This is a genomic window from Salinisphaera japonica YTM-1, assembly GCF_003788585.1.
In the GTDB taxonomy this organism is placed as follows: Bacteria; Pseudomonadota; Gammaproteobacteria; order Nevskiales; family Salinisphaeraceae; genus Salinisphaera; species Salinisphaera japonica.
In genome coordinates, this window is sequence record NZ_AYKG01000031.1 from 1 (window position 1) to 23,086 (window position 23,086).

Annotated in this window: 22 protein-coding genes; 20 read left to right on the forward strand and 2 right to left on the reverse strand. The window is 64.0% G+C overall.

Annotated features, from left to right (window positions below; all coding sequences use genetic code 11):
* Positions 1-151: 151 nt before the first annotated feature.
* The 17 genes from SAJA_RS09915 (at position 152) to SAJA_RS09995 (ending at position 20,146) form a co-directional block, all read left to right on the forward strand.
* Positions 152-571, forward strand: a complete 420-nt coding sequence (locus SAJA_RS09915; RefSeq protein WP_123658518.1) for an OsmC family protein — start codon at positions 152-154, stop codon at positions 569-571.
* A gap of 80 nt (positions 572-651) precedes the next feature.
* The gene (gene speD / locus SAJA_RS09920) at positions 652-1,413 is read left to right on the forward strand and encodes an adenosylmethionine decarboxylase (protein WP_123658519.1); all 762 of its coding nucleotides are present in this window, start codon (positions 652-654) and stop codon (positions 1,411-1,413) included.
* A gap of 10 nt (positions 1,414-1,423) precedes the next feature.
* Positions 1,424-2,482 (forward strand): DNA polymerase III subunit delta, encoded by a 1,059-nt coding sequence (holA, locus tag SAJA_RS09925; RefSeq protein ID WP_123658520.1) that lies wholly within the window; start codon positions 1,424-1,426, stop codon positions 2,480-2,482.
* Complete coding sequence (locus SAJA_RS09930; RefSeq protein ID WP_123658521.1) at positions 2,479-3,783, forward strand: glutamate-5-semialdehyde dehydrogenase; 1,305 nt, start codon at positions 2,479-2,481, stop codon at positions 3,781-3,783. The genes holA and SAJA_RS09930 overlap by 4 nt, the downstream gene beginning before the upstream one ends.
* Positions 3,773-4,459, forward strand: coding sequence for a nicotinate-nucleotide adenylyltransferase (nadD, locus tag SAJA_RS09935; protein ID WP_123658522.1), 687 nt, complete (start codon positions 3,773-3,775; stop codon positions 4,457-4,459). Before SAJA_RS09930 ends, nadD begins: the two co-directional genes overlap by 11 nt.
* Positions 4,456-4,872 (forward strand): ribosome silencing factor, encoded by a 417-nt coding sequence (rsfS, locus tag SAJA_RS09940; RefSeq protein ID WP_245963284.1) that lies wholly within the window; start codon positions 4,456-4,458, stop codon positions 4,870-4,872. The genes nadD and rsfS overlap by 4 nt, the downstream gene beginning before the upstream one ends.
* Positions 4,873-4,882: 10 nt before the next feature.
* Positions 4,883-5,353, forward strand: coding sequence for a 23S rRNA (pseudouridine(1915)-N(3))-methyltransferase RlmH (gene rlmH, locus SAJA_RS09945; RefSeq protein WP_123658524.1), 471 nt, complete (start codon positions 4,883-4,885; stop codon positions 5,351-5,353).
* Positions 5,354-5,488: 135 nt separating this feature from the next.
* The gene (locus tag SAJA_RS09950; protein WP_184999840.1) at positions 5,489-6,994 is read left to right on the forward strand and encodes an Rne/Rng family ribonuclease; all 1,506 of its coding nucleotides are present in this window, start codon (positions 5,489-5,491) and stop codon (positions 6,992-6,994) included.
* 160 nt (positions 6,995-7,154) lie between these two features.
* Positions 7,155-11,138, forward strand: a complete 3,984-nt coding sequence (locus SAJA_RS09955) for a YhdP family phospholipid transporter (RefSeq protein ID WP_123658525.1) — start codon at positions 7,155-7,157, stop codon at positions 11,136-11,138.
* Positions 11,139-11,214: 76 nt separating this feature from the next.
* On the forward strand, positions 11,215-12,069 hold the full coding sequence (locus tag SAJA_RS09960; RefSeq protein ID WP_123658526.1) for a carbon-nitrogen hydrolase family protein: 855 nt from the start codon (positions 11,215-11,217) through the stop codon (positions 12,067-12,069).
* A 16-nt stretch (positions 12,070-12,085) separates the two neighbouring features.
* Positions 12,086-13,063, forward strand: a complete 978-nt coding sequence (locus tag SAJA_RS09965) for a quinone oxidoreductase family protein (RefSeq protein WP_123658527.1) — start codon at positions 12,086-12,088, stop codon at positions 13,061-13,063.
* A 73-nt stretch (positions 13,064-13,136) separates the two neighbouring features.
* Positions 13,137-13,346, forward strand: coding sequence for an AbrB/MazE/SpoVT family DNA-binding domain-containing protein (locus tag SAJA_RS09970; protein ID WP_123658528.1), 210 nt, complete (start codon positions 13,137-13,139; stop codon positions 13,344-13,346).
* Positions 13,343-13,714 carry a type II toxin-antitoxin system VapC family toxin gene (locus SAJA_RS09975; RefSeq protein WP_123658529.1) on the forward strand — a complete coding sequence of 124 codons (372 nt, stop codon included), beginning with the start codon at positions 13,343-13,345 and terminating at the stop codon, positions 13,712-13,714. Before SAJA_RS09970 ends, SAJA_RS09975 begins: the two co-directional genes overlap by 4 nt.
* Positions 13,715-13,761: 47 nt before the next feature.
* On the forward strand, positions 13,762-15,216 hold the full coding sequence (tldD, locus tag SAJA_RS09980; RefSeq protein ID WP_123658530.1) for a metalloprotease TldD: 1,455 nt from the start codon (positions 13,762-13,764) through the stop codon (positions 15,214-15,216).
* 2 nt (positions 15,217-15,218) lie between these two features.
* Positions 15,219-15,851 (forward strand): 16S rRNA (guanine(966)-N(2))-methyltransferase RsmD, encoded by a 633-nt coding sequence (gene rsmD, locus SAJA_RS09985; RefSeq protein WP_221180207.1) that lies wholly within the window; start codon positions 15,219-15,221, stop codon positions 15,849-15,851.
* On the forward strand, positions 15,848-16,342 hold the full coding sequence (coaD, locus tag SAJA_RS09990; protein WP_123658531.1) for a pantetheine-phosphate adenylyltransferase: 495 nt from the start codon (positions 15,848-15,850) through the stop codon (positions 16,340-16,342). The genes rsmD and coaD overlap by 4 nt, the downstream gene beginning before the upstream one ends.
* Before the next feature lie 252 nt (positions 16,343-16,594).
* Positions 16,595-20,146 (forward strand): DEAD/DEAH box helicase, encoded by a 3,552-nt coding sequence (locus SAJA_RS09995; protein WP_123658532.1) that lies wholly within the window; start codon positions 16,595-16,597, stop codon positions 20,144-20,146.
* 66 nt (positions 20,147-20,212) lie between these two features.
* Here SAJA_RS09995 and SAJA_RS10000 read toward each other — a convergent pair whose 3' ends face one another.
* Positions 20,213-21,094: a LysR family transcriptional regulator gene (locus SAJA_RS10000; protein ID WP_123658533.1), complete on the reverse strand. Its 882-nt coding sequence runs from the start codon at positions 21,092-21,094 to the stop codon at positions 20,213-20,215.
* A gap of 101 nt (positions 21,095-21,195) precedes the next feature.
* Here SAJA_RS10000 and SAJA_RS10005 point away from each other — a divergent pair, with 101 nt between their 5' ends.
* From SAJA_RS10005 to SAJA_RS10015, 3 genes are read left to right on the forward strand one after another with little or no spacing between them, the layout of a single operon-like run.
* On the forward strand, positions 21,196-21,510 hold the full coding sequence (locus SAJA_RS10005) for an SMR family transporter (RefSeq protein WP_184999841.1): 315 nt from the start codon (positions 21,196-21,198) through the stop codon (positions 21,508-21,510).
* Positions 21,510-21,827: a DMT family transporter gene (locus SAJA_RS10010; protein WP_123658535.1), complete on the forward strand. Its 318-nt coding sequence runs from the start codon at positions 21,510-21,512 to the stop codon at positions 21,825-21,827. Before SAJA_RS10005 ends, SAJA_RS10010 begins: the two co-directional genes overlap by 1 nt.
* Before the next feature lie 21 nt (positions 21,828-21,848).
* On the forward strand, positions 21,849-22,055 hold the full coding sequence (locus SAJA_RS10015; RefSeq protein WP_123658536.1) for a hypothetical protein: 207 nt from the start codon (positions 21,849-21,851) through the stop codon (positions 22,053-22,055).
* Between the two features lie 41 nt (positions 22,056-22,096).
* Here SAJA_RS10015 and SAJA_RS10020 read toward each other — a convergent pair whose 3' ends face one another.
* Complete coding sequence (locus tag SAJA_RS10020) at positions 22,097-22,972, reverse strand: LysR family transcriptional regulator (RefSeq protein WP_123658537.1); 876 nt, start codon at positions 22,970-22,972, stop codon at positions 22,097-22,099.
* Between the last annotated feature and the right edge of the window lie 114 nt (positions 22,973-23,086).

The following is a 23,086-nucleotide window of genomic DNA, read 5'->3' on the forward strand; positions in this document are numbered from 1 at the left end:
ACCCTAGTAAAACGCGGTGTCGTTTCGCCGCAAAATGGCGCTGACATACGGGAATTCGTGCCCACCCGGCTGCCGATCACGTATCGGCGGCTTTTTTTCGGGCATCATCGTCCCCACGTCAATTCGACAAGCACGTACTACGTCCAAGCCAATGAAAGCGACACTCGACTGGCACCAGGGCCTGGCCTTCACCGGCACGGCCGACTCCGGGCACGAAATCACGATCGATGGCCCACCTGATCTGGGCGGCGAGAACGCCGGTTTTCGGCCCATGGAGATGTTGCTCTTATCCGTGGGCGGCTGTAGCGCGATGGATGTGATGCATATCCTGAAGAAATCGCGTCAGGATGTGACGGGCTGCCGGATCGAGCTGGACGGCACGCGGGCCGAGACCGAGCCGAAGGTGTTCACCGATATCCATGTCCAGTTCATCGTCACCGGGCATGACCTCAAGGAAAAACACGTCGCGCGTGCGGTAGAGTTATCGGCCGAGAAATACTGTTCGGCCTCGATCATGCTGCAAGAAACCGTCAACATGACGCACGGCTATACCATCGAAGCTGCCGACTGAGCGATGCATCGACGGGGCGATACCGCCCTGATACTTGCCGGCCTTCGTTTTCCTCCCGGCCCGACGCGGAACTGCCCCACATGGACAAACTCCGGCTGCACGGTTTCAACAACCTGACGAAATCGTTGTCGTTCAATATCTACGACATCTGCTATGCCCGTACGCAGGCACAGAAAAAAGCCTATATCGCCTATCTCGACGATATGTTCAACGCCGATCGGCTGACCCAGATTCTGACCGAGGTCTCGGACATGATCGGTGCGCATATTCTGAATGTCGCGCGCCAGGACTATGAGCCGGAAGGCGCCTCGGTGACGATTCTGATCGCCGAGGAGACCGCCTACGAAGGCCCGGTACCCGATGCCGTGGTCGGCCATCTCGACAAGAGCCATATCACGGTCCATACCTATCCAGAGTTCCACCCGGATGACGGCATCTCGACCTTCCGGGCCGATATCGATGTCTCGACCTGTGGGCTGATCTCGCCGTTGAAAGCGCTCGATCACCTGATCCGCAGCTTCGAATCCGACGTAGTGACGCTGGATTATCGCGTGCGCGGTTTCACCCGCGATGTCGACGGGGGCAAGCACTTCATCGACCACAAGATCGCCTCGATTCAGGATTATATCGCCCCCGATATTCGTGATCGTTATCAGATGGTGGACGTCAACGTGCTGTCCGAGCGTATCTTTCATACCAAGATGCGTCTGACGGAATTCGATCTGGACGAGTATCTGTTCGCCGAAAACGCCGCTGACCTGGCGCCCGAAGAAGCAGAAGTACTCACCGATCGTATCGCCGGCGAGATCACCGATATCTTTTACGGGCGCAACTTCAACTGATGGGTCACTGATGGATATTCGCGCCGAGGATTTCGCACGCGAATTCGCCCGGCATCCGTTGGCCCGCTGTTATCTAATCGGCGGTCAGGAACCCTTGCATGTGGTCGAAGCCGCGGATGCCGTGCGCGCTCGTGCCCGACGTGAAGGCTTTGACGAGCGTGACATCCTGCACGCTGAGCCTGGCTTCGACTGGGCCCAGCTTGCCGATGCCGGGGCGACGCAATCCTTGTTCGCCGAGCGCCGTATCGTCGAATTGCACCTGCCGGACAAGGGCCCAGGCGGCAAGGCCGGCAGCGCGGCTATCGTCGATTTCGTCAAACGCGATACGCCCGACACACTGCTTTTGGTCGTCGCCCCCGGCCTGGTCAGCTCGGCGCGCAAGGCGGCCTGGTACAAGGCCGTGGCCAAGGCCGGCGTGGTCAGCTATGCCTGGGGCCTGCCGGCTTCGCGCATGACGGCCTGGATCAGCGCGCGGGCCAAGGATAAACATCTCAATATCGCCGAAGACGGCATTCAGCTGCTGGCGACACAAAACGAAGGCAATTTGCTGGCCGCTGCCCAAGAGATCGATCGGCTGGCGCTGCTCTATCCGGATACGCGCATTGAGCGCGCGCAGGTGGCCGAGGCAGCCAGCGATCATGCCCGCTTCGATATCTTCGATCTACCGGCCAAGGCCGTCGACGGCGATACCCAGGGCGCGCTGAAGAGCCTGTCACGCCTGCGCGCCGAAGGCGTGGACGTGGTGCCGATCACCTGGGCACTGGTCAAGGAGCTGCGCACGCTCTATCAGGCCGCCCTGGCCGCGCGTGCCAATCGGCTGGATGCTTATCTGGGCAAGATATTCCTGCCGGCCCCGCGCAAACGCGCCTTGGCCACCGCTGCTCGCCGGGCCGAGCCCCGGCGTCTGGCGCGTCTTTTGAGCCAGGCCGCCCGGCTTGATGCCATCAACAAGGGCGCAGCAAGCGGCCGCGCCTGGGACGAACTGATAACATTGATCATTGTGTTGTCGGGGGCGACCCCGACGATTGTCTGTGGCAACGACCCATTTCATGCGAGCCCCTTGTCATGAGCGCGAACATTCGCGAACCCGCCCGTGGCGGCCACGATGGCCAAAACGGTCGAATCGATAAACAGATCCGCGATATGGGCGAACGTGCCCGCCGCGCCGCCCGGCGTATGGCCGCGGCCGAGCCGGGCGAGAAGAACGCCGCTCTGTTTGCCATCGCCGAAGCCTTGATCAGCCAGAGTGATGCGATCCTTGCGGCCAACGCACGCGATGTGAAAGACGCACGCGGCAAGCTCGACAATGCCGCCATCGAGCGGCTCGAGCTGAGCGGCGCTCGTATCGAGCGCATGGCCGAAGGCGTACGCCAGGTCGCTGCCCTGGCGGACCCGATCGGCAACCTTACGGACATGAATTTCCGCCCGTCGGGTATTCAGGTTGGGCGCATGCGCGTGCCGCTCGGCGTGATCGGCATCATCTATGAGTCGCGGCCCAACGTGACAGCGGATGCCGCCGCGCTGTGCTTGAAATCCGGCAACGCAGCGATCCTGCGCGGCGGCTCGGAGTCGGTGCACTCCAATCAGGCGATCGCCGATGCCGTGGCCCGCGGGCTCACCGATGCCGGCCTGCCGAAAGACGCCGTCCAGATCGTGGACACCACGGATCGGGCCGCCGTTGGCGCCATGCTGGCGCTACCCGAATACATCGACGTCATCGTGCCGCGCGGCGGCAAGGGGCTGATCGAGTTCGTGGCCGACAATGCACGCATGCCGGTCATCAAGCATCTCGACGGCGTGTGTCATGTCTATATCGATGACGATGCCGACCGCGAAAAAGCCGTGGCCATCGCCGTGAACGCCAAGACGCAGCGCTATGGCACCTGCAACACGATGGAAACCCTGCTGGTGGCCGAGTCGCAGGTCGAGCGGATTCTGGAGCCGCTGGCCCAGAACCTCATGCAGGCCGGCGTGACCCTGCGCGGCTGCGCCGAGACCCGAAAACGCCTCGGCCCCCGCATCGAGCCCGCCACTGATGACGACTGGGCCGCCGAGTATCTGGCGCCCACCCTGGCCGTGAAGATCGTGCCCGATATGGATGCCGCGATCGATCACATCGAGCGCTGGGGCTCGCACCATACCGATGCCATCGTCACCGAAAGCGTGACCCGGGCCCGCACCTTCATCCGGGCCGTGGATTCGGCCTCGGTGATGGTCAATGCCTCCACGCGCTTTGCCGACGGCTTCGAGTACGGCCTGGGTGCAGAGATCGGCATCTCCACCGACAAGCTGCATGCTCGCGGCCCGGTCGGGCTGGAAGGGCTGACCTCACAGAAATATGTCGTCTTTGGCGATGGCCATGTCCGCTAAGCAACCCCCCGTGGGGCCGGCCGGCGCCCCGATCGGTATTCTGGGCGGCACGTTCGATCCGGTACACAACGGGCATCTGCGCCTGGCCATGGAGCTTGCCACCGAGCTTGACCTGGCCCAGGTGCGTTTGATTCCCAACGGCCGGCCCCCGCATCGCGAGCAGCCCGGCGCCACCCCCGGCCAGCGCGCCAAGTGGATCCGCGTGGCAACCGCCGACGAACCGCTGTTAGCCCTGGACGATCGCGAGCTGATGCGTGAAGGCCACAGCTATATGGTCGACACGCTGGCCTCGCTGCGTAGCGATTTCCCCAAGCATCCGCTGTGTCTGATCATGGGCCGGGATGTCTTTGCCAAACTGCCCTCCTGGCATCGCTGGCAGGAATTGTTCGATCACGCGCATATCGTGTTGATCGAACGGCCCGGGCTGCCCGCCGAACTGGCCCCCGAAGCCGTGGATCTACTCGCCGAGCGCGGCGTGAGTGATCCGGCTGCCTTGAAGAATCAGCCCACCGGCTTGATATACAGTTATGCGCCGCCGCCGCTGGTGATATCCGCCAGCCGTATTCGCGAACTGATCGCCGCCGGTGCCAGCCCCCGTTATCTCTTGCCCGAGGTGATCCTCGAGGACATTATGGATACCGATATCTACCGCGCGCCCCGCGCGCAGAGCACATGATGGTTGCACAAGAACAAAACACCGATCTCACCGCGATTGATCATATCCTGGCCGATATTCCGGCCGATGCGCCGCTGCTGCGGCTGGCCGTGGATGCCGTGGGCGAGCTCAAGGGCGAATCGGTCAAGGTCTTCGACGTGGCCGAGCTGACCACCATCGCCGATCACATGGTGATCTGTACCGGGCGTACCAATCGGCACGTCAAACGTCTCGGCGAGACCGTGGTTCAGCACGCCAAGGCCCAGGGCCTGGCACCGCGCGTCGAAGGTCTGGATCAGGCCGAGTGGGTGCTCATCGATCTCAACGGCGTGGTCGTGCATATCATGCAGCCGGTCACACGGGCCTATTACCAGATCGAAAAACTCTGGGACGTGGATCTGGCCACCACGGGAGCCAACAGCTCGCCGACCTGACAGGTTCGTCATGCGTATCCGCCTGATCGCGGTCGGCCGCAAGATGCCCAAGTGGGTGACCAGCGCCTACGAGGATTATGCCGCCCGCCTGCCACGTGAGTGCCGCCTGGAGCTGGTCGAGATCGCGCCCGGCATGCGCAAGCAGGCCAGCGATGCCGCCAAGGCGATCGCCGCTGAAGACGAGCGCATGACCCGAGCCATCGGGCGCGATGAACACGTCATCGCTCTCGATGTCGATGCCAAGGCATGGTCGACACAGGCCCTGGCCGACGATCTGCGCGACTGGATGGCCGACGGGCGTGATCGTGCGATTCTCGTGGGCGGCCCGGACGGGCTGGGCCAGGCCTCGCGTCAACGCGCAGACAGCCGCCGCTCGTTGTCTGCACTGACCCTGCCCCACCCGCTGGTCCGCGTGATCGTGGCCGAGCAGCTCTTTCGCGCCCACAGCATGCTCATCGGGCATCCCTATCACCGGGCGTAATCGATATCGCTCGCCGGGCGCCTACGATGTTTGTTCAGTTGTCAGCCCCCGATCGGCTGGCGACAATCAGGACATGAGCAACAACCTGTTTTTTCACGCAGAACCTCGCACGCCGCGAGCCGGCGCCGCCACGCGGTGAGTGCGGCGGCCCCACAACGCCAGGCGGTTTCACCCCGGATCGAGATCCTGGTCAACGCCGGCCTGGGCGAAACCCGTGCCGCACAGATTGAAAACGGCATCCTGCAGGATATTCATGTCCAGCGAGACGCCACCGCGAGTGCGGTGGGCAATATCTATCTGGGCAGTGTCCAGCGCGTGCTGGCCGGTATGCAGGCTGCATTTGTCGATGTTGGCCTGGCGCGGGCGGCGTTTCTACAGCTGGCCGATATGGTGCGCCCGAGCGACGCGGCCACGGCGCGTTCTCGTATCGAACAACGCCTGGTGGCCCAGGATCGCGTGCTGGTGCAGGTCACCCGTGACGCTATGGGCACCAAGGGCGCGCGCCTGACGACGGATCTGGCCTTGCCGTCGCGGTTTCTTGTTTATATGCCGTATACCCCGCGTATCGGCATATCCGCGCGTATCGAGGCCGACGGCGAACGGGCGCGCCTGCACGAGGGCATCACCCGGCTACGCGAGGAGCTGGGCCTTACCGGCGGTTTTATCGTACGCACCGTGGCCGATGGCTGCGATCTGGCGGCCATCGCCGCAGACATGCGGTTTCTGGCGGCCGTCTGGGCCGATATCCAGACCAGTGCCAAGCGTGTGCCCGTGGAAACGCTGGTCTACGGCAATCTACCATTGCCAATTCGTATGCTGCGCGACCTGCTCACGCCGGAGGTCGATGCCGTACTCATCGATGATCACAGCGCCTGGCAGGACATGCGAGCCTTCACCGCGCGCTTTGCCCCGGAGCTGGCTGATCGTGTTCTGTTGCACGACGGGCCGGCGCCGCTTTTCTCGCAATACGGCATCGAAGATGCCATCGAGCGTGCCCTGCAGCCCCAGGTACCTCTGAAATCCGGCGGGTTTCTCGTTATCGAGCAGACCGAAGCCATGGTCACGGTCGATGTGAACACCGGCGGCTTCGTGGGCACCCGCAGCCTGGAGCAGACCGTACTGCGCACCAATCTCGAGGCCGCCCAGACGATCGCCCGGCAACTGCGCCTGCGCAATCTCGGCGGCATCATCGTCATCGACTTCATCGACATGGTCGATGCCGGCCACAAGACACAGGTGCTCGACCAGCTCACGCGCGCGCTGGCAGCCGACCCTGCCAAGACCACGCTGGGCGGCATATCCGCCCTCGGCCTGGTTGAGGTCACCCGCAAGCGCACCCGTGAATCCCTGGAACAGCTGCTGTGCGCGCCGTGTCCGACGTGCCAGGGCCGGGGCCAGCTCAAGACGCCGGAAACCGTGATCTTCGAGTTATTTCGCGAGATCACGCGCCGCCACAGCCAGCGCCCGGTCGATATGGCTGCCGAGCGCCTGCTTATTCTGGCGGCCCCGGACACGGTCGATGAACTGCTCGATGCCCAGGCCGCCCCGCTGGCAGAACTGTCGCAGCGCCTGGGCTGTGATATCCAGCTCCAGGCCGAAACCCTCTACGGGCCCGAACAATTCGATGTGGTCGTCCTGTAAGCTGGCCGCCTGATGTCGTGAGCCGGGGCGTGCACTGTGACGCGCCGGGCGATTGCGACGCCGCGTTCATCGATCCGCTGCAAGCGTTTGATGCCGCCGTTCTATCCGGTGCCCGTATACCCGCCGATGCTTGACCCACGATCGCCCGCCCGGCCCAACCATGACTGAAGCATCCCGTCGTCGACGACGGCGCTGGGTTCGTCGGCCATTGATCGGCCTGGCCGTCCTGCTGGTGCTGTTGGTGGGGGCGGCCGTGGTGGGTATTCCGCTGGCCGATCGGTTCGTGCCGGATTATCAGGACGCCCTCATCGCGCGCCTGGAACAGACGCTCGATGCCGATATCGACATCGACGGCCTGTCGCTGGGCATATCGCGCCAGGGGCCGATGGTCTATCTCGATGATCTGGCCATCACGCACCACGGCGAGCAGGCACCGGCATTCACGGCCAAACACGTCGGCCTGGCGTTTTCGCTGCTCGACCTGGTGCGCGGCCAATATATTCCCGACGGCATCCGCCTCGACACGCCCAAGCTGACTGTGCTCACCGATGAAGGCCGCCCCCGCCTGGCCCACTGGCCGGCCCGTGACACCGGCGGTTTCGACCTGACACGCGTGGCCGAGCTGCGCAGGCGCCTCGGCGAGCTGATCGTGGCGGACGGCCAGCTCACCGTGGTGTCCGAGCGCCTGCCCGACGGCCGGGCGCGCTGGCAGGACATCGATATCGATATCTCGGAAAACGCCCCCGGCCAGCTTGCGGCCAGCGCGAGCGCGGACGGGCCTGAGTGGTGGCAGGACATATCCGCGACCGGCCGTCTGACCGGGCCGGTGGATCCAGCCGCCGAGGCACACTGGCATGTCGATATCAAGGGCCTGAACGCCCCGAGGCTGCTCTCTGCCCTGGCTGATCACGACACCGCGGAAACCCGCGGCAACACGCGTATCACGTTCGACGGGCGCTGGCAGGATCGCGGCCTGCACGATACCGAGCTGCGTATCACCCAGGCCCCGATCACAACGCCGGCCAGCGAGCCGCCCGAAACGCTGGTTCCCGGCTTTACCCGACACTTTGTCGTAACCGGCGGCGCGGGGCGTGATGTCGTGCGTATCAAAAGCCGCGACGCCGACGCGCCCGGCGCTTTTCAGGCACGATGGTCACGGGCCGATCATACGTTCAAGGCAACGACCACCGACCTGGCCGCCACGCGCCTGGCGCGGCTGGCCGGCTGGTGGCAACCCGCACTCGCCGGGCTCACACTTGACGGCGATATCCGCTCGGTCAGCGTCACGAAAAAACCGGGCCAGGCCGTCGCGGCCAGCGGCGTCTTCGATCACATCGTGCTCGGCAACGCGCGTTATCGCATCGGCCCGATCAGTGGCCGGCTGGTCCATGACGGCAACGACAATACCCTGGTCTTCGACGGCGCCGACGGCCGCATCGTCTCCGAGCGTTATCTGGCAGAACCGTTGGCCCTGACCGGCCTGCGTGGCCGCATCGGCTGGTCGGCGACCGACGCCGCGACCCGTATTTCGCTGGACGATCTGGCGCTGGACAGCCACGAGGCCACGCTGCGCGCCGGCGGCACGGTGCGGCTACCGGCCCACGGCGGTGCGCCCGTGCTCGATCTGGCGCTGGATCTGGCCGCCCCGGATATTCCGCGCCTCATGGATCGGCTGCCCCAGGACCCGGACCTGCCCAACCCCAAGCTGCGCGACTGGCTGGACACCGCAATCACGCGCGGCACGCTCGATGCCGGGCATATCAAAATCAAGGGCCCCGCCGATCGGTTTCCGTTTGCCGATCCGCGACCGGGCGAGGCCTTCCAGGCGAAGCTTTCCGGGCACGACCTGGATATCGGCTACAAACCGGGGTGGCCGGCGCTGCAACAGACTCGCGGCACGCTGACGCTATCCGGGGCGACGCTCGATCTCACGATCCCGAATGCTCGTATCAACGGGGTGACCGTCGACACCGCTCATGCCCACGTTGCCGACGTGCGCGAGCCGATCCTGGCCGTGACCGGCCACGTGAACAACGCGCCGGCACCACAGATGTTGTCGTTTTTGGCCAATTCGCCGTTATCGAAGAAATTCGGCCCGCTGCTCGATGCCATCGATATCAAGGGCGACGCCGATCTCGATCTCGATCTGTCGCTGCCGCTCAAGCCCGAGCTGGGCGATATCTCGGTCGATGGCAAAGTGACGGCCCGCGGCGATCGGCTGATTCAGCAATATCTGCCGGCCCCGATCGATGACATCCGCGGCACGCTGGCCTTCGACGAGACCGGGCTCGTCGCGCGGGCGCTGGCCGGCCGGGTTGCCGGCGTGCCGATTGACGTCGATATTCTGCCCGCCCCAGGCAATCGCCAGAAGATCGTGGCCCGGGCCACGCCGCATCTGCCGGCCGATTCCGATCTGTTGGCCCATTATCTGCCACCGGTATGGCTGGGCTACGTCGACGGCGCATTGCCGCTACGTATCGCGTTTTCGCTGGGCGGCAAGGGCGCGATCAGCCCGATCAAAATCACCTCTAATCTGGCGGGCACCGCCGTGGAGCTGCCCGCCCCGGCCGATAAAGACGCCGAGACACGGATGCCTGTCGCCGTCACCGTGGATACCGACGCGCAACGCGTCATTGCACGTGTCGATGACCAGCGCATCGATCTGGCCGCGCAACTGGATCAAGAAGGCGTGCCCGAGCGCGTGACTGTGCGCCTGGGCGACCGCGGCCAGCCGCTCACAGCACCGCCCGGCAAGGGGCTGTGGATCGGCGGCCATGCCACCCGTATCGAGGCCAAGGGCTGGTTTGATGTCGTACGCCGTGTGCTCTACGACACGACCGGCGACGACAACAAAAACACGCCGGCCGATGCTGAACCGGATAGCGCCGGCGCGTTCTCTTTCCTCGGCAGCGATATCACCACGGATCGTCTGGCGATCCGTGATCGCTATATCACCGATGCCAGCATGCGCGCCGTGCCCCTGCGGGCGGGCAACGGTTGGCGCGTGGACTTCGACGGGCCGGACAGCCAGGGCCAGGCGACTTACACGATGGGGCCGACGCGCCAGCAACGCGCGCCCGTGGCCATCGACGGCAGCTTCAAGCGCGTGGTCGTGCACACCGATACCGCCGAGCAGGCAGCGGCAAAAGACGCGGCGCCGGCCAACTCGTCGAGCCTGGTCTGGCCCGACCTGTCGCCGACCGACCTGCCGGCCCTGTCACTTTACGTGGCGGATTTCGAAGTCGACGACACCGCCTTCGGCGCGTTGCACACCGATGCCCGCGTGACCGATAACGGCTGGTCGCTGGATCGTTTCGAACTGGCCGGCGGCGCGCTTACCGGGCGTGTCGCGGCCGACTGGCAGCTCGAGCGCGACATCACCAGCGCCGGGGCCCGTGCCAAGCTGGAAGGCCACGGCCTGTCGCGGCTGATCCGTATCTTCGGCTTCAAGGCGCCGGTACAGGCGGAAAAGACCCGAGTGGATGCCGATCTGTCGATCGCGCCAAACGTGGCCGGTCTGGATCTGTTGCATCTCAACGGCCGCATGGACCTGGCCATGGACGACGGCACGTTGCTCAGCGTTGAACCCGGGCCAGGCCGGCTGCTGGGGCTGTTCAATCTGTACGTGCTGCCACGCCGGCTCACGCTCAATTTCCGGGACGTGGTCGACAAGGGCCTGGCCTTTGACAAGGCCCGCGCAGCGTTCGTGATCCGTAACGGCCAGGCCTACAGCCGCAAGGCCATGATCACCACGCCGTCGTCCAATATCGAGATCAGCGGGCGTATCGGCCTGGCCACACGGGACTACAACGAGCGTGTGAGCATCAAGCCCAAGATCGGCAGCGGTGTGGCCATTGCCAGTGCCGTGATCGGCGGCCCGGCGATCGGGGCCGCGGTCTTCGCGGTCCAGAAACTGCTGGAAAAGCCGTTGTCTGAAATATCGGCGGTCAGCTATCGACTGAAAGGCAGCTGGGACGATCCGCAGATCGTGGAGCCGCATGCCGAAGGCCAGCCAGAAGGTCAGGCACAGAGCGACGCCGACAACCCGGCCGACAATACCGCCGAAAGCGAGACGCAAGAGGATAAGGGCAACGCCGTCAGCGAGGCCGCGTCGTCAGAGCATTCAGACGCGACGGCGGGCTGACGCCGAGCGACCACAGCCGTATATTGATAGCTGAGCCGGCGCACCGTTTTGCGCCATTGATGCATACGAGTCCGTCATGATCGAAACGCCTACTCGCGTCGCTGCTATCCAGATGAACTCGCTTGGCGAGGTCGCGCCCAATCTGGCCCGCGCGGATGATCTGCTGCGCGAGGCCGCACGTCGCGGCGCCAAGCTGGCCGTGCTGCCCGAAAACTTTGCGTTGATGGGCGCACACGAAACCGACAAGCTGCACGCGGTCGAGGTCGAGGTCGAGGCCGACGGCGCCGGCAACGGCCATACCCCAATTCAGGATGCGCTGGCCGAAGCCGCGCGCCGCCACGGGCTATGGATCGCCGCGGGCACCATCCCGCTGAAAAGCCCCGAAGCCGATCGCGTGTATTCCGCGCTCTGTGTCTATGACGCGCACGGCGCGCGGGTGGCCCGCTACAACAAGATCCATCTGTTCGACGTGGGCCTGCCCGACTCGCGCGAGGCCTATCGCGAGTCGGCGACGTTCATGCCCGGCGATAACGCCCCGGTGGTCATCGACAGCCCGGTGGGCCGTCTGGGCCTGTCGATCTGCTACGACCTGCGCTTTCCCGAACTCTATCGCCAGCTCTCGGCCGCCGGTGCCGAGGTGATCGTCGCCCCCTCGGCTTTCACCTACACCACGGGCACGGCCCACTGGCACATCCTCACGCGGGCAAGGGCCATCGAGAACCTGGCTACCGTGATCGCCCCCAACCAGGCCGGCCACCACGCCAGTGGCCGACGGACCTATGGCCATTCGTTGATCTGCGACAGCTGGGGCCAGATCACCTCCGAAGCCCGCTCGGATGCCAACGAAGTCGTCATCGCCGATATCGATCGCGAACGGGCGGCCCGTATTCGCGAGGGCTTTCCTAGCCTGAGCCATCGTCGTCTCGGCTGATCCCGCAGGAGTCATCATGTCCAGTCATCGCATCCAGTTTCAGCAGACCGGCGGGCCCGACGTGCTCGAGTACGTCGCCGTCGACAAGCCCATGCCGGGCGCCGAGGAAGTGGTCATCGAAAACCACGCCATCGGCCTGAACTTCATCGATATCTATTTCCGCAGCGGGCTGTATCCCGCCGAGCTGCCCAGTGGCCTGGGCACGGAAGGCGCGGGCATCGTGGTGGCCGTGGGCGACGAGGTCACCGATTTCGCCGAGGGCGATCGTGTGGCCTATGCCCAGGGCCCGCTGGGGGCGTATGCCACGCATGTGGCCATGCCCGCCCGTAGCGTCATCGCCCTGCCCGAGGCCATCGATTTCGAGACCGCGGCCGCCGGCATGCTCAAGGGCCTGACCGTGCAATACCTGCTGCGCCAGACTTATGCCGTGGGCGAAGACGACACGATCGTCTTTCATGCTGCGGCCGGTGGCGTGGGCAGCATCGCCTGTCAGTGGGCCAAGGCGTTGGGCGCGCACGTCATCGGCACCGTGTCCTCGCCCGAAAAAGCCGATATCGCGCGTAAGAACGGCGCCTGGCAGCTCATCGACTACACGAAGGAATCCGTACCCGAGCGCGTGATGGATCTCACCCACGGCGCCGGCGTGCCCGTGGTCTATGACTCGGTCGGGCGCGATACCTGGGCGGATTCGCTCAAGTGCCTGCAAAAACGCGGGCTGATGGTCTCTTTCGGCAACGCCTCCGGCCCGGTCGAGGGCGTGAACCTCGTGGAGCTCAACCGCGGCGGCTCGTTGTTCGTCACCCGCCCCAGCCTTGGCGGCTATGCCGATACCCGGCCCCGCTTCGAGATGATGTGTGCCGATCTGTTCGCCGTACTGGAATCCGGCGACGTGCAGGTACCGATCGGCCAACGCTTCGACCTGGCCGATGCCGGTGCTGCCCAGACCGCGCTGGCCGAGCGGCGGACCACGGGCTCGACCATTCTTCTGCCGTAATGAGAAACCAAGCCAAGTTGCGTGATTGAAAAAGCATCGATAGATTATCTGTAAAACCAAATGGCTATCGATAATGTCAACGACGCTTACGCTCTCATCCAAGTACCAGATCGCTATTCCGAAAGAGGTTCGAGAGCGGCTCGGGCTAATCGCCGGGCAGAAGATTCAACTCGTGACTTACGGCGATCGTATCGAGCTTCTGCCACAGCGCGATATCCGACAAATGCGCGGCTTTTTATCCGGTATCGATACGACGGTTCCGCGTGATGACGATCGGATATGAATGTCGTCGATTCGTCTGGATGGCTCGCCTATTTCGCAGGTGACGACAACGCGGATTATTTCGCCGCGCCTATCGAGCAGACCGCCGGACTGATTGTGCCCGCGTTGAGTATCTACGAGGTCTTTAAACGCGTCTTACAGCAGCGAAACGAAGGCCAGGCGCTCGAAGCCGTCGCACTTATGCAGCAAGGGCGCATCGTTTCGCTGGATCAGAATATCGCGCTGCTTTCAGCGCGCATCAGTCACGACCATAAACTGGCATTGGCGGATAGCACGATGCTGGCGACCGCTCGTGTTTACAAAGCCACGCTGTGGACACAAGACGCGGATTTCGAATCATTCCCCGAAGTTCGATTCAAGCAGAAATAGCCAGCAGCGCAGCACTCGCCGGCCAAGAGCAGTGTTAACGTAACGCTATGAAAAATTCGCTCGATATCGCCACCGATACCCTGCTGGGGCCTGCCGCCATCGACGCGGCCCAGCTCGAGGCCACCCTGTCCGGGCTGATGCAGCCGGGCGTGGATTATGCCGATCTGTACTTTCAGATCTTTCGTAACGAATCCTGGCTGTTGGAAGACAGCGTGGTGCGCAGCGCCGGGGCTTCGACGTCCAAGGGCGTCGGCGTGCGCGTACTGGCCGGCGAGCAGACCGGCTTTGCCTATGCCGACGAGCTGGCCCTGCCCGCGCTCACCCAGGCCTCGCAGGCCGCGCGTGCCATCGCCCGTGACGGCACGACCGCCTCGATGAACGCGCTCACCCGGCGTGATTGCGGCCCAGCCACGCGCTATGCCCCGATCGACCCGGCCGATTCAATGGCCGCCGAGGCCAAGGTCGCGCTCTTGCACCACGCCGACACGATCGCTCGCGATGCCGACCCTCGGGTGGTGCGCGTGACCGTGTCGCTGGCCGGCAGCGCCGACACCATGCTCGTCGCGGCCTCCGACGGCACGCTTTGTGGCGACGTGCGCCCCATGGCGCGATTCAATGTTTCTGTCCAGGTCGAGGAAAACGGGCGCCGCGAATCCGGTAGCGCCGGCGGCGGCGGGCGCCTGTCCTACGAGATCTATACCGGCGACAACGATCTCGTGGCCCAGTACGCCCGCGAAGCCGTGCGGCGTGCCGTCGTGCGCCTGAAAGCCGAAAACGCCCCGGCCGGCTCGATGCCGGTGGTGCTGGGCAACGGCTGGTCGGGCGTGCTCCTGCACGAAGCCGTAGGCCACGGTCTGGAAGGCGACTTCAACCGCCGCGGGGCTTCCAACTTCTCCGGCAAGATCGGCCAGAAAGTGGCCTCCGAGCTATGCACGGTGGTCGACGACGGCACGCTTGATGGGCGGCGCGGCTCCTTGGCCGTGGACGATGAAGGCACGCCGGCGGCCTGCAACACGCTGATCGAAAACGGCGTGCTCAAAGGCTATATGCAAGACAAGCACAACGCGCATCTGATGGGCGTGGCCCCTACCGGCAACGCCCGGCGTGAGTCCTATGCCCATACCGTCATGCCGCGCATGACCAATACCTACCTGCGCCCCGGCGAGAGTGACCCGGCCGATATCATCGCCTCGGTCGATGACGGGATCTATGCCGCCAACTTCGGGGGCGGCTCGGTCGATATCACCTCGGGCAATTTCGTGTTCACCGTGGACGAGGCCTATCGCATCGAAAACGGCCAACTCGGTGCCCCGCTCAAAGGCGTGACCCTGATCGGCAACGGGCCGGACGTCATGGGCCGGGTCTCGATGATCGGCAACGACTGGGCGCTGGACGCCGGCGTGGGCACCTGTGGCAAGAACGGCCAGAGCGTGCCGGTGGGCGTGGGCCAACCCAGCCTGCGGGTGGATGCCATCACCGTCGGCGGCACCGAGGCGAGCTGATCGTGGCCCGTACCAAAAAGAAACCGACCGGCGTAACCCTGGGCCGCGAGCCCGTTTCCACGCTACGGATCATCGGCGGCGAATGGCGAAGCCGACGGGTGCCGATCGCTGATCGCCCCGGCCTGCGGCCCACGCCCGATCGCGTGCGCGAAACCGTATTCAACTGGCTGGCCCCGCGCCTGCCCGGCGCGGCCTGTGCCGATCTGTTCGCCGGCACTGGCGCGCTCGGCATCGAGGCCCTGTCGCGCGGGGCCGCCTCCACGGTTTTCATCGAAAGCGACGGCGAGGCCACGAAAGCGATCGAGGCGGCGCTAGCCACACTGGGCGCCGGTGAGCGCGCCCGCGTGGCCCGAGGGGACGCTACCCGTGCCGATGAGCTCCTCGCCGCTGACACCTTGGATATCGTGTTCATCGACCCGCCGTTCTCGGCCCAACTCCATGGCGCGGCATTGGCTGGCCTGAGCCGCGCGCTACGCCCCGGTGGGTATGTCTATCTCGAATACCCGCTGGCCGAGGACACCGCGATCGCCGAACGCCTGGCCGCGGATTACGAGGTTCTAAAAACCTCACGCGCCGGTAGCGTCGGCTTCTGTCTGGCCACCCCGCGCCAAACTGATCCCAAGGCCCCAACATGAACCCGCACCGCCCCGTCCGCGCGGCCTATACCGGCACGTTCGACCCCATTACGAATGGGCATGCCGACGTCATCCGGCGTGCCGCACGCATGTTCGACGAGCTCATCGTGGCCGTATCCAGCAACGCGTCGAAGAAATCGATCTTCAACCACGAAGAACGGGTCGAGCTCGCCCGCAAGGTCCTGGCCGACGTCGACAACGCTACCGTCATGCCCGCCAGCGGCCTGATCGTCAACTTCGCCCGCGAAAACAACGTCGATGTCTTCGTACGCGGCGTGCGCGGCGTCGGCGACTACGAATACGAAAAACAGATGGCCGTCATGAACCGCCATCTCGATGCCAGCATCGACACCATCTTTTTGGCCCCCTCGCCCGAATACGCCCATATCTCCTCGACGCTGGTGCGCGAGATCGCGTTCCTCGACGGGCGGATCAGCGGCCTGGTGCCGGAATTGGTGGCTGAGCGTTTGCAGGCCAAAACCGCAGGCTAAGACATGCCGCGAGACCCGCATTTGTAGCCACGTCCCGGCTCACAGGCCCGCCGATCGCACTACGGTGAGGGGTCGTGCGGTCAGATGAACCCGAGCACGGCATGCGCGTGAACTACCTGTTGCTGTTTTTAGACGCGTGATTGTTCAAGATGCCGACTCGCTTCAATCGTGGATATCACCGCCTCGCACGCACGGTCACGGCGATCGATAGCGGCTGTGAGCTCGTACAGATTGGCCGGTAACTGATTATCAATGACGAACTTCGGGCGCACCTGGTGGGGTCAGCAGTGGCTGGCGGCATTCGACGGGATCGACCAAGACAATCGCCTGCCGCGTGGGCGACGGTATGCCAACAACGGCTCGGTGCACGCGATCGAGATCGTTGAGCACTCGGTTACGGCCCGCGTGGCCGGCAGCCGCCCGATGCCCTATGCCGTCGATGTACGGCTGCCTGCGTTTTCCGAGACCGATCAAGACGTCATTCTAGCCACGATCGAACACAGCCCGGTGCTGTTATCGCGCCTGCTCAACCGACAGCTGCCCGCGCATGTGGCCGCGCTCTTACAAGATCGCGGCATTCGTTTGTTTCCTCGCGCCTGGCGTGATCTGAGCGCGCATTGTTCATGTCCCGACGATGCCGTGCCCTGCAAGCATATCGCCGCGGTCATCTATTTACTGGCCGCGCAGATCGATGAAAACCCGTTCGTAATCTTCGCCCTGCACGGCATGAACCTGGCCGCGCGCTTGGAACAGCGCTCCGGCGTGCAGTCCGCCGCGATTGCCGAGCTGCCGGAGATCGCCGCCGCCTGGAGCGATACGCCACCCGCCGATCATGAGACGGGCCTGCCGGCAGATCACTTTGCGGCGCTCGATTTATCGCGTATTCCACCGCTGACCCAGCGCGTGCTGTCGATCCTGTCGGCGAAGCCGTTGTTTTACTCGAAGGATTTTCACCCGATTCTGGCGGCCGCCTACAAACATGCCCGCCGCCAGGCTGAAGTCTTCGATCGCGATGCCGATATCATCGGAGCCGACAGCACACTGCCAGCCGACGGCTTTGCCATCATCGACGACAACGGCGCGCTGGTCGAAATACGAGATCAAACCAAGTGCGTATTCAAGGCCGTGCATCGCAAGCGCGCGCCGGATCCGTTCGCCCAGTTTCTGGCCTGCCTGCACCGCGTGCCTGCCGATCGCGAAGCACGCCTGCCCGAGCGCCTGCGCTTCTGGCATACGCTGTTGCGCGTTGCGCTCAAGCTCATCGAGCAGGGGGCTTATGTGCCACAGCCGGCGACCAACAGCGCCGGTCAAACGCTGGTGCAGTGGCGCCCCGCGCGGCTGTCAGACCCCGTCAACACCCTGATTGATAACGTCTGCCAGCTGTGTCCGCCGGATACGGTGCGTTTGAAAAACCCCGCGCGCTCAACGGACCTGACCGAACGCGTGCCCGCGTATCGATATGCCGATGCCATCACTCAGGTAAACGCCGCGCTCCACTGTCTGTTGGTGTTTTTCATGCGTCGCGGCTTTGAAGACGGTGCTGCGGCGCGTATGCCCGACCCGGTCAAGCAGCTGTTCTTCACCGGCCGCCCCGAACGGTTCGAAACCTTTGAAAACCAGGAAACGCCGCGCTTGATTGCCCACTGGCTGCGCCGCCTGACGCTGGCCGAACGCGCCCATCGGCTGCATCTCGTGGTCAGCGAACACGCCACGGACCACCTGGGTGTCTCACTGGCGGTGGAACATGGCGATGCGTTTGTCGAGCTTAGTCAGTACCTGGTCGAGCTCGACAGCCGGGATGTCCAGGCGCGCGCGGCGGTGCTCGCCGATCTAGCCGTGCTGGCCGATCATTTTCCGGATATCGAAACGCTCTATGAGCCCGCCGACTCCCCCGGTGACCCAGCCACGCTGATCTATTCGCTGGCCGAATTTACCCCCGTGTTACGCGATGTTCTACCCGCGCTGCGCATGCTGGGGCTGGGCGTGGTTCTGCCCAAGGCCCTGCACAAGCTCAGCCGCCCCCAGGCCAATCTGGCGCTGTCGAGCGACGACAGCGACGAAGGTGTGAGCTATCTCAATCTCGAGACGCTACTGAATTTCGACTGGCAGGTAGCCGTCGGCGAGGCAAGCATCTCGGTCGACGAATTCCAGCGACTCGTCCAGGGCGCCTCCGGACTGGTGCGTCTGTTCGATCAATACGTGATGATCGATGACAACGAGGTCTCGCAGCTGCTCGACCGGCTGGCCGAACCGCCGCGCGATCTGTCGCGTATGGACCTGCTACAGGCCGGCCTGGCCGGGGAACTGGACGGCGCCGACGTCACGACCGACGACGATGCCCGCAGATTATTCGACCAACTGATCCAGCCCCAGTCCCCACCGCCGGTGCCCGCCGCGCTGGCTGCGACACTACGCCCGTACCAGCAACGCGGCTATGAGTGGCTGGCACAGAACGCACGACTGGGCTTTGGCTCACTGCTGGCCGATGACATGGGCCTAGGCAAAACGCTGCAGGTCATCGCGCTGCTGGTGTATCTCAAGGCCAACGATCAGCTCACCCAAGCGAAAGCGCTGGTGGTGGTGCCGACCTCGCTGCTGAGCAATTGGCGCCACGAGATTGAACGCTTCGCGCCGACGCTGCGCGTACAGGTTTATCACGGCAGCGCCCGCAAGCTGGCACCGGCCGACCACGACGTGATTCTCACCAGCTATGGCTTGGTGCGCTCGGATGCCCGCGTGCTCGCCCGGCCCCGCTGGGCCGTGCTGGCCATTGATGAAGCACAGAATATCAAGAACCCCGCCACAGCCCAGACCAAGGCGGTCAAACGTCTCAAGGCCGATATCCGCATCGCGCTGTCGGGCACGCCGGTCGAAAACCGGCTACGTGAATACTGGAGCGTATTCGATTTCATCAACCCACAGTATCTGAATACCAAAAAACGCTTCGCCGAAGCCTTTGCCAACCCGATCGAGCGAGAACGCGACCAGGCCGCACTCGACCGCTTTCGTGCCATCACCGCGCCGTTCATCCTGCGCCGGCTCAAAACCGACAAATCGATCATCGCCGACCTGCCTGACAAGATCGAGTCCAACCGGTACTGCACGCTCACGCCCCGCCAGGCCGCACTGTACGAAAACACCGTGGCCACCATCATGGCCGATCTCGAACGGGCCGAGGCCGGCATCGAGCGCCGCGGCATCATCTTCAAGCTCATCAACGCGTTGAAACAGATCTGCAACAGCCCGGCCCAGTTCGCGCGCCAGACACATGCCGCGGTGGACGAATCCGGCAAGCTGGCCGCGTTCGTCGATATCATGCGCGAGGTCGACGCCGCCGATGAGAAAGCGCTGATCTTCACCCAGTACAAGACCATGGGCCATCTGCTCGTCAACACCCTGAGTGAAGAACTCGGCCTGGACACCGCATTTCTACACGGCGGGCTGTCACGCACGAAACGCGATGCGATGATCGAGGATTTCCAAAGCGCTGACGGCCGCCGTGTACTGGTGCTTTCGCTCAAGGCCGGCGGCACCGGCCTCAATCTCACCGCGGCCAGCCAGGTTGTGCACTACGATCTGTGGTGGAATCCAGCCGTCGAGCGCCAAGCCACCGATCGCGCCTACCGGATTGGCCAGCATCGCAACGTCGTCGTCCATCGGCTGATCACCGAAAACACGTTTGAAGAAAAGATCGACGAGATGATCCAGTCGAAAAAAGAACTGGCCGATCTCACCGTCGCCAGCGGCGAACAATGGATCAGCGAGCTTTCCGACCGCGAGCTAGAAGAACTCGTGCGTCTGTAACCCGCGCGCTGTGCCCGCGGCGATACAACATGCCGAGCGATCGCCCGCCTCGGGCAGCCGGCCCGTTCAGGCCACCCGTTCAAGAACCACGTCAGCAAGCGCCTGGGCCTGTCGGCTCGCCGCGCTGGGCGCCCGGCACAGACAGATCGCCATATCCGGCAACGCGGGCAGTCCGGCGGCGGAACCGGCCAGTATCTCGAGTTCGGGCGTGGCCATGTCGGGCAAGGCCGGCGCCACAGCCAGCCCCACGGCAATTTGAGATGAAAGCGCACCAAACGCTTGGCTTTCATAAGCGATGCGATAAGCGCGCCCGACGGCATCGAGCGCATTCAAGGCCGCGTGCCTGAATACACAGGTCTCTGGTGGCCCAACGGCCAACGGCAACGGCGCGCGCGTGGGGGCCCATGTGCCCGGCGAGCCAACCCATAAGAGCGGCCGGCGCATGAGCACGTCGCCGCGCGTTGCGTTGCCATGCAGCGTCACCACAGCCAAATCGAGGCGATCGTCGTCGAGCTGTTTGAGCAGGCACGGGCTCAAATCCGAGCGTACTTCGACCTGTACATGCGGGTACAGGTCAGCAAATCGCGCCCAGGTTCGACGCAACAGGGGCGCCAGATCGACCGGCACGCCGATACGCACCACGCCCTCTAACCGCGGTTCATCAACAGCGGCCCAAAGCCGACGATTGGTGTGTAGCATCTCGCGGGCATACGCCACGACGCGTTGGCCGGTCGCGGTCAACCGCAGGCCACGCGTATCGCGGTGGAGCAACTGGTGGCCAAGCTCGGTTTCCAGCTTGCGTAGCTGCATGCTTACCGTGGAATGCGAGTAATACAGTCGCTCGGCTGCGGCCTGCAGGCTGCCTTCTTCAACGATGACCACGAGCGTCTGTAACGCGCGCAGATCGGCCAGGCGCGCTCTCATGCCGGCAGTGTTTTTGAACGACACATCAAAAACAATCGCTTCACGCCGATGGGCCCGGCGACGAGGATAGCCTTGTTATTCAAAACGAGCGCCGAAGCGTGTACGCCAAGCGAAACCTTCATGCCGTGCCCCGATTATGGTGCTGGCTCATACCGGCCAGCGTGACAGAAGTCAGCTGGATTAACGGTATCAAGTTCGCCAGCAGCGGCCCAGCCTGGGTAGCCACCCTGCTCTGCGTGGCGCTCAGCCTGTGGTTGGCCTATCGCGCGGCTCGGCACGCGAGCCCGACGACGGTCTATGTGTTGTTCGTGGCACTCGGAACATTGGGCACTTATATCGTTGAACACGCCGCAACAGGCAACAGGCCCGATACGACAACGCTCGTGCTACTTGGCGTGTTGCTCTTGGGAACCTGGCAGTTGGCCGAGACACAACCGTGATGCTGGCCTGGGCCGCGTTGGTCGCGGCCGGCGTTTTCGAGGTCGTGGGGGTACAGGGCTTTCAGATGCTGACCCGCTCGCGGATCGTGCCCGGACTGGCCCGGTTGGTGGCCGGGTTCGGCATCGGTCTGACGTTATTGCATATGGCTGCCCAGCAGATACCGCTTGGTATTGCCTACGCCGTGTTCTCGGCGATCGGCACGATCGGTAGCACGCTGGTTGGCGTGTTCGTTTGGCACGAAACACTCGGTCTGCGGCGCGGGGGGTGGCTCTGTGTCGTGATCGGCGCCATTATCGGCTTGAAGCTGTGTCAATGATTCCGGCTTGGGGTAAGCATCATGACGAGTCTCACGATCCGCGCTCTTTCGATTGTCATCACTACCGCGGCGGCCATCGCGGTGCTGATCCACGCGATGTGTTCGATGCGCGCAAACACGGTGGTGCTCGATTTTGCCGTGGCGGTTTCGCTGTTCTCGATCGCCACGTATCACGCAGCGTGTCTCTACGATCGCGGGCGACGTACGGGCCGCCCGTCGGGGCACTGATTTTTTTTCGCCGGCTAAAAGCCTGCGCCCGGCTGGCCGACCTATCGCATCACGACACGCCCGACGCGTTCGATGATCAGATCGGCCAATGAGGCCGCGGCCTGGGTCGCACGCCCGCGCCCGCGATACAGGCGGATATCGATGGCCGGCAGGCGCGGCAGTCCTGCTGTGTCCGGGTCAAGAATCTGCAGATCGTCATCGACCATGCTGGGAATGGCGACGGTCACGGCCAGCCCGGCCAGTACAGTGGCTCGCAGGGCACCGAAAGCCTGGCTTTCAAACGCCGAGCGCCAAGGCTGCCCGGCAGCCTCCAACGCGTCGGTGGCAGCGGTTCGAAACGCACAGATCCCCTCGGGCCACATGGCCATCGGCAGCGGACGCCGTAGGTGCGCGCCCGAACCGGGCGCGGTGACCCAGACCAGCGATTCCCGGCGTAGCTGATAGCCGCCCGTGATATCAGACTCGCGGGTGACGATCGCCATGTCGATATCGCCGGCGTTGACCTGCTCGACGAGCGTCACGCTGAACTCCGAGCGTACCTCCAGCTCCACCTGGGGATGACGTTCGGCGAACAGCCCCAGTGTTTCCGGCAAGTAGAGCGCGAAATCGGCCGGTAGCCCGAGACGCACGCGCCCGGCGATCTCGCTATCGGAGAGCCGATCGCGCAGCGCGTTGTTCAAGCGCAGCATCTCGCGGGCATAGCCCAGTGTTTCACGCCCGGCGCGGGTAGGTGCCAACCGCCGCGAGGTGCGAACGAGCAACGCTACGCCGAGCGCTGTTTCCAGACGCTGTACCTGCATGCTGATGGCCGACTGCGAGTAACGCATCTGCGACGCCGCGGCCGTAAAACTGCCGGTTTCGACGATGGCAATGAAACTCTGCAGTGCTTTCAGATCAAGAACCGGGGTTCGTGCCATGTATCAATATTATTGATGAATGTCTCAAAAAATAGCGTTTAACAGATAGACGAGGCAAGCGCATATTGCCCGCCGATCAGCGCTTACGAGGCACGCGATATGACACCCCGTGAT

Excerpts from the sequence above, each read along its gene's own strand:
- SAJA_RS09915 (WP_123658518.1), top strand. The coding sequence starts at position 152 with ATGAAAGCGACACTCGACTGGCACCAGGGCCTGGCCTTCACCGGCACG.
- speD (WP_123658519.1), top strand. The coding sequence starts at position 652 with ATGGACAAACTCCGGCTGCACGGTTTCAACAACCTGACGAAATCGTTG.
- holA (WP_123658520.1), top strand. The coding sequence starts at position 1,424 with ATGGATATTCGCGCCGAGGATTTCGCACGCGAATTCGCCCGGCATCCG.
- SAJA_RS09930 (WP_123658521.1), top strand. The coding sequence starts at position 2,479 with ATGAGCGCGAACATTCGCGAACCCGCCCGTGGCGGCCACGATGGCCAA.
- nadD (WP_123658522.1), top strand. The coding sequence starts at position 3,773 with ATGTCCGCTAAGCAACCCCCCGTGGGGCCGGCCGGCGCCCCGATCGGT.
- rsfS (WP_245963284.1), top strand. The coding sequence starts at position 4,456 with ATGATGGTTGCACAAGAACAAAACACCGATCTCACCGCGATTGATCAT.
- rlmH (WP_123658524.1), top strand. The coding sequence starts at position 4,883 with ATGCGTATCCGCCTGATCGCGGTCGGCCGCAAGATGCCCAAGTGGGTG.
- SAJA_RS09955 (WP_123658525.1), top strand. The coding sequence starts at position 7,155 with ATGACTGAAGCATCCCGTCGTCGACGACGGCGCTGGGTTCGTCGGCCA.
- SAJA_RS09960 (WP_123658526.1), top strand. The coding sequence starts at position 11,215 with ATGATCGAAACGCCTACTCGCGTCGCTGCTATCCAGATGAACTCGCTT.
- SAJA_RS09965 (WP_123658527.1), top strand. The coding sequence starts at position 12,086 with ATGTCCAGTCATCGCATCCAGTTTCAGCAGACCGGCGGGCCCGACGTG.
- SAJA_RS09970 (WP_123658528.1), top strand. The coding sequence starts at position 13,137 with ATGTCAACGACGCTTACGCTCTCATCCAAGTACCAGATCGCTATTCCG.
- SAJA_RS09975 (WP_123658529.1), top strand. The coding sequence starts at position 13,343 with ATGAATGTCGTCGATTCGTCTGGATGGCTCGCCTATTTCGCAGGTGAC.
- tldD (WP_123658530.1), top strand. The coding sequence starts at position 13,762 with ATGAAAAATTCGCTCGATATCGCCACCGATACCCTGCTGGGGCCTGCC.
- coaD (WP_123658531.1), top strand. The coding sequence starts at position 15,848 with ATGAACCCGCACCGCCCCGTCCGCGCGGCCTATACCGGCACGTTCGAC.
- SAJA_RS09995 (WP_123658532.1), top strand. The coding sequence starts at position 16,595 with ATGACGAACTTCGGGCGCACCTGGTGGGGTCAGCAGTGGCTGGCGGCA.
- SAJA_RS10010 (WP_123658535.1), top strand. The coding sequence starts at position 21,510 with ATGCTGGCCTGGGCCGCGTTGGTCGCGGCCGGCGTTTTCGAGGTCGTG.
- SAJA_RS10015 (WP_123658536.1), top strand. The coding sequence starts at position 21,849 with ATGACGAGTCTCACGATCCGCGCTCTTTCGATTGTCATCACTACCGCG.
- SAJA_RS10020 (WP_123658537.1), bottom strand. The coding sequence starts at position 22,972 with ATGGCACGAACCCCGGTTCTTGATCTGAAAGCACTGCAGAGTTTCATT.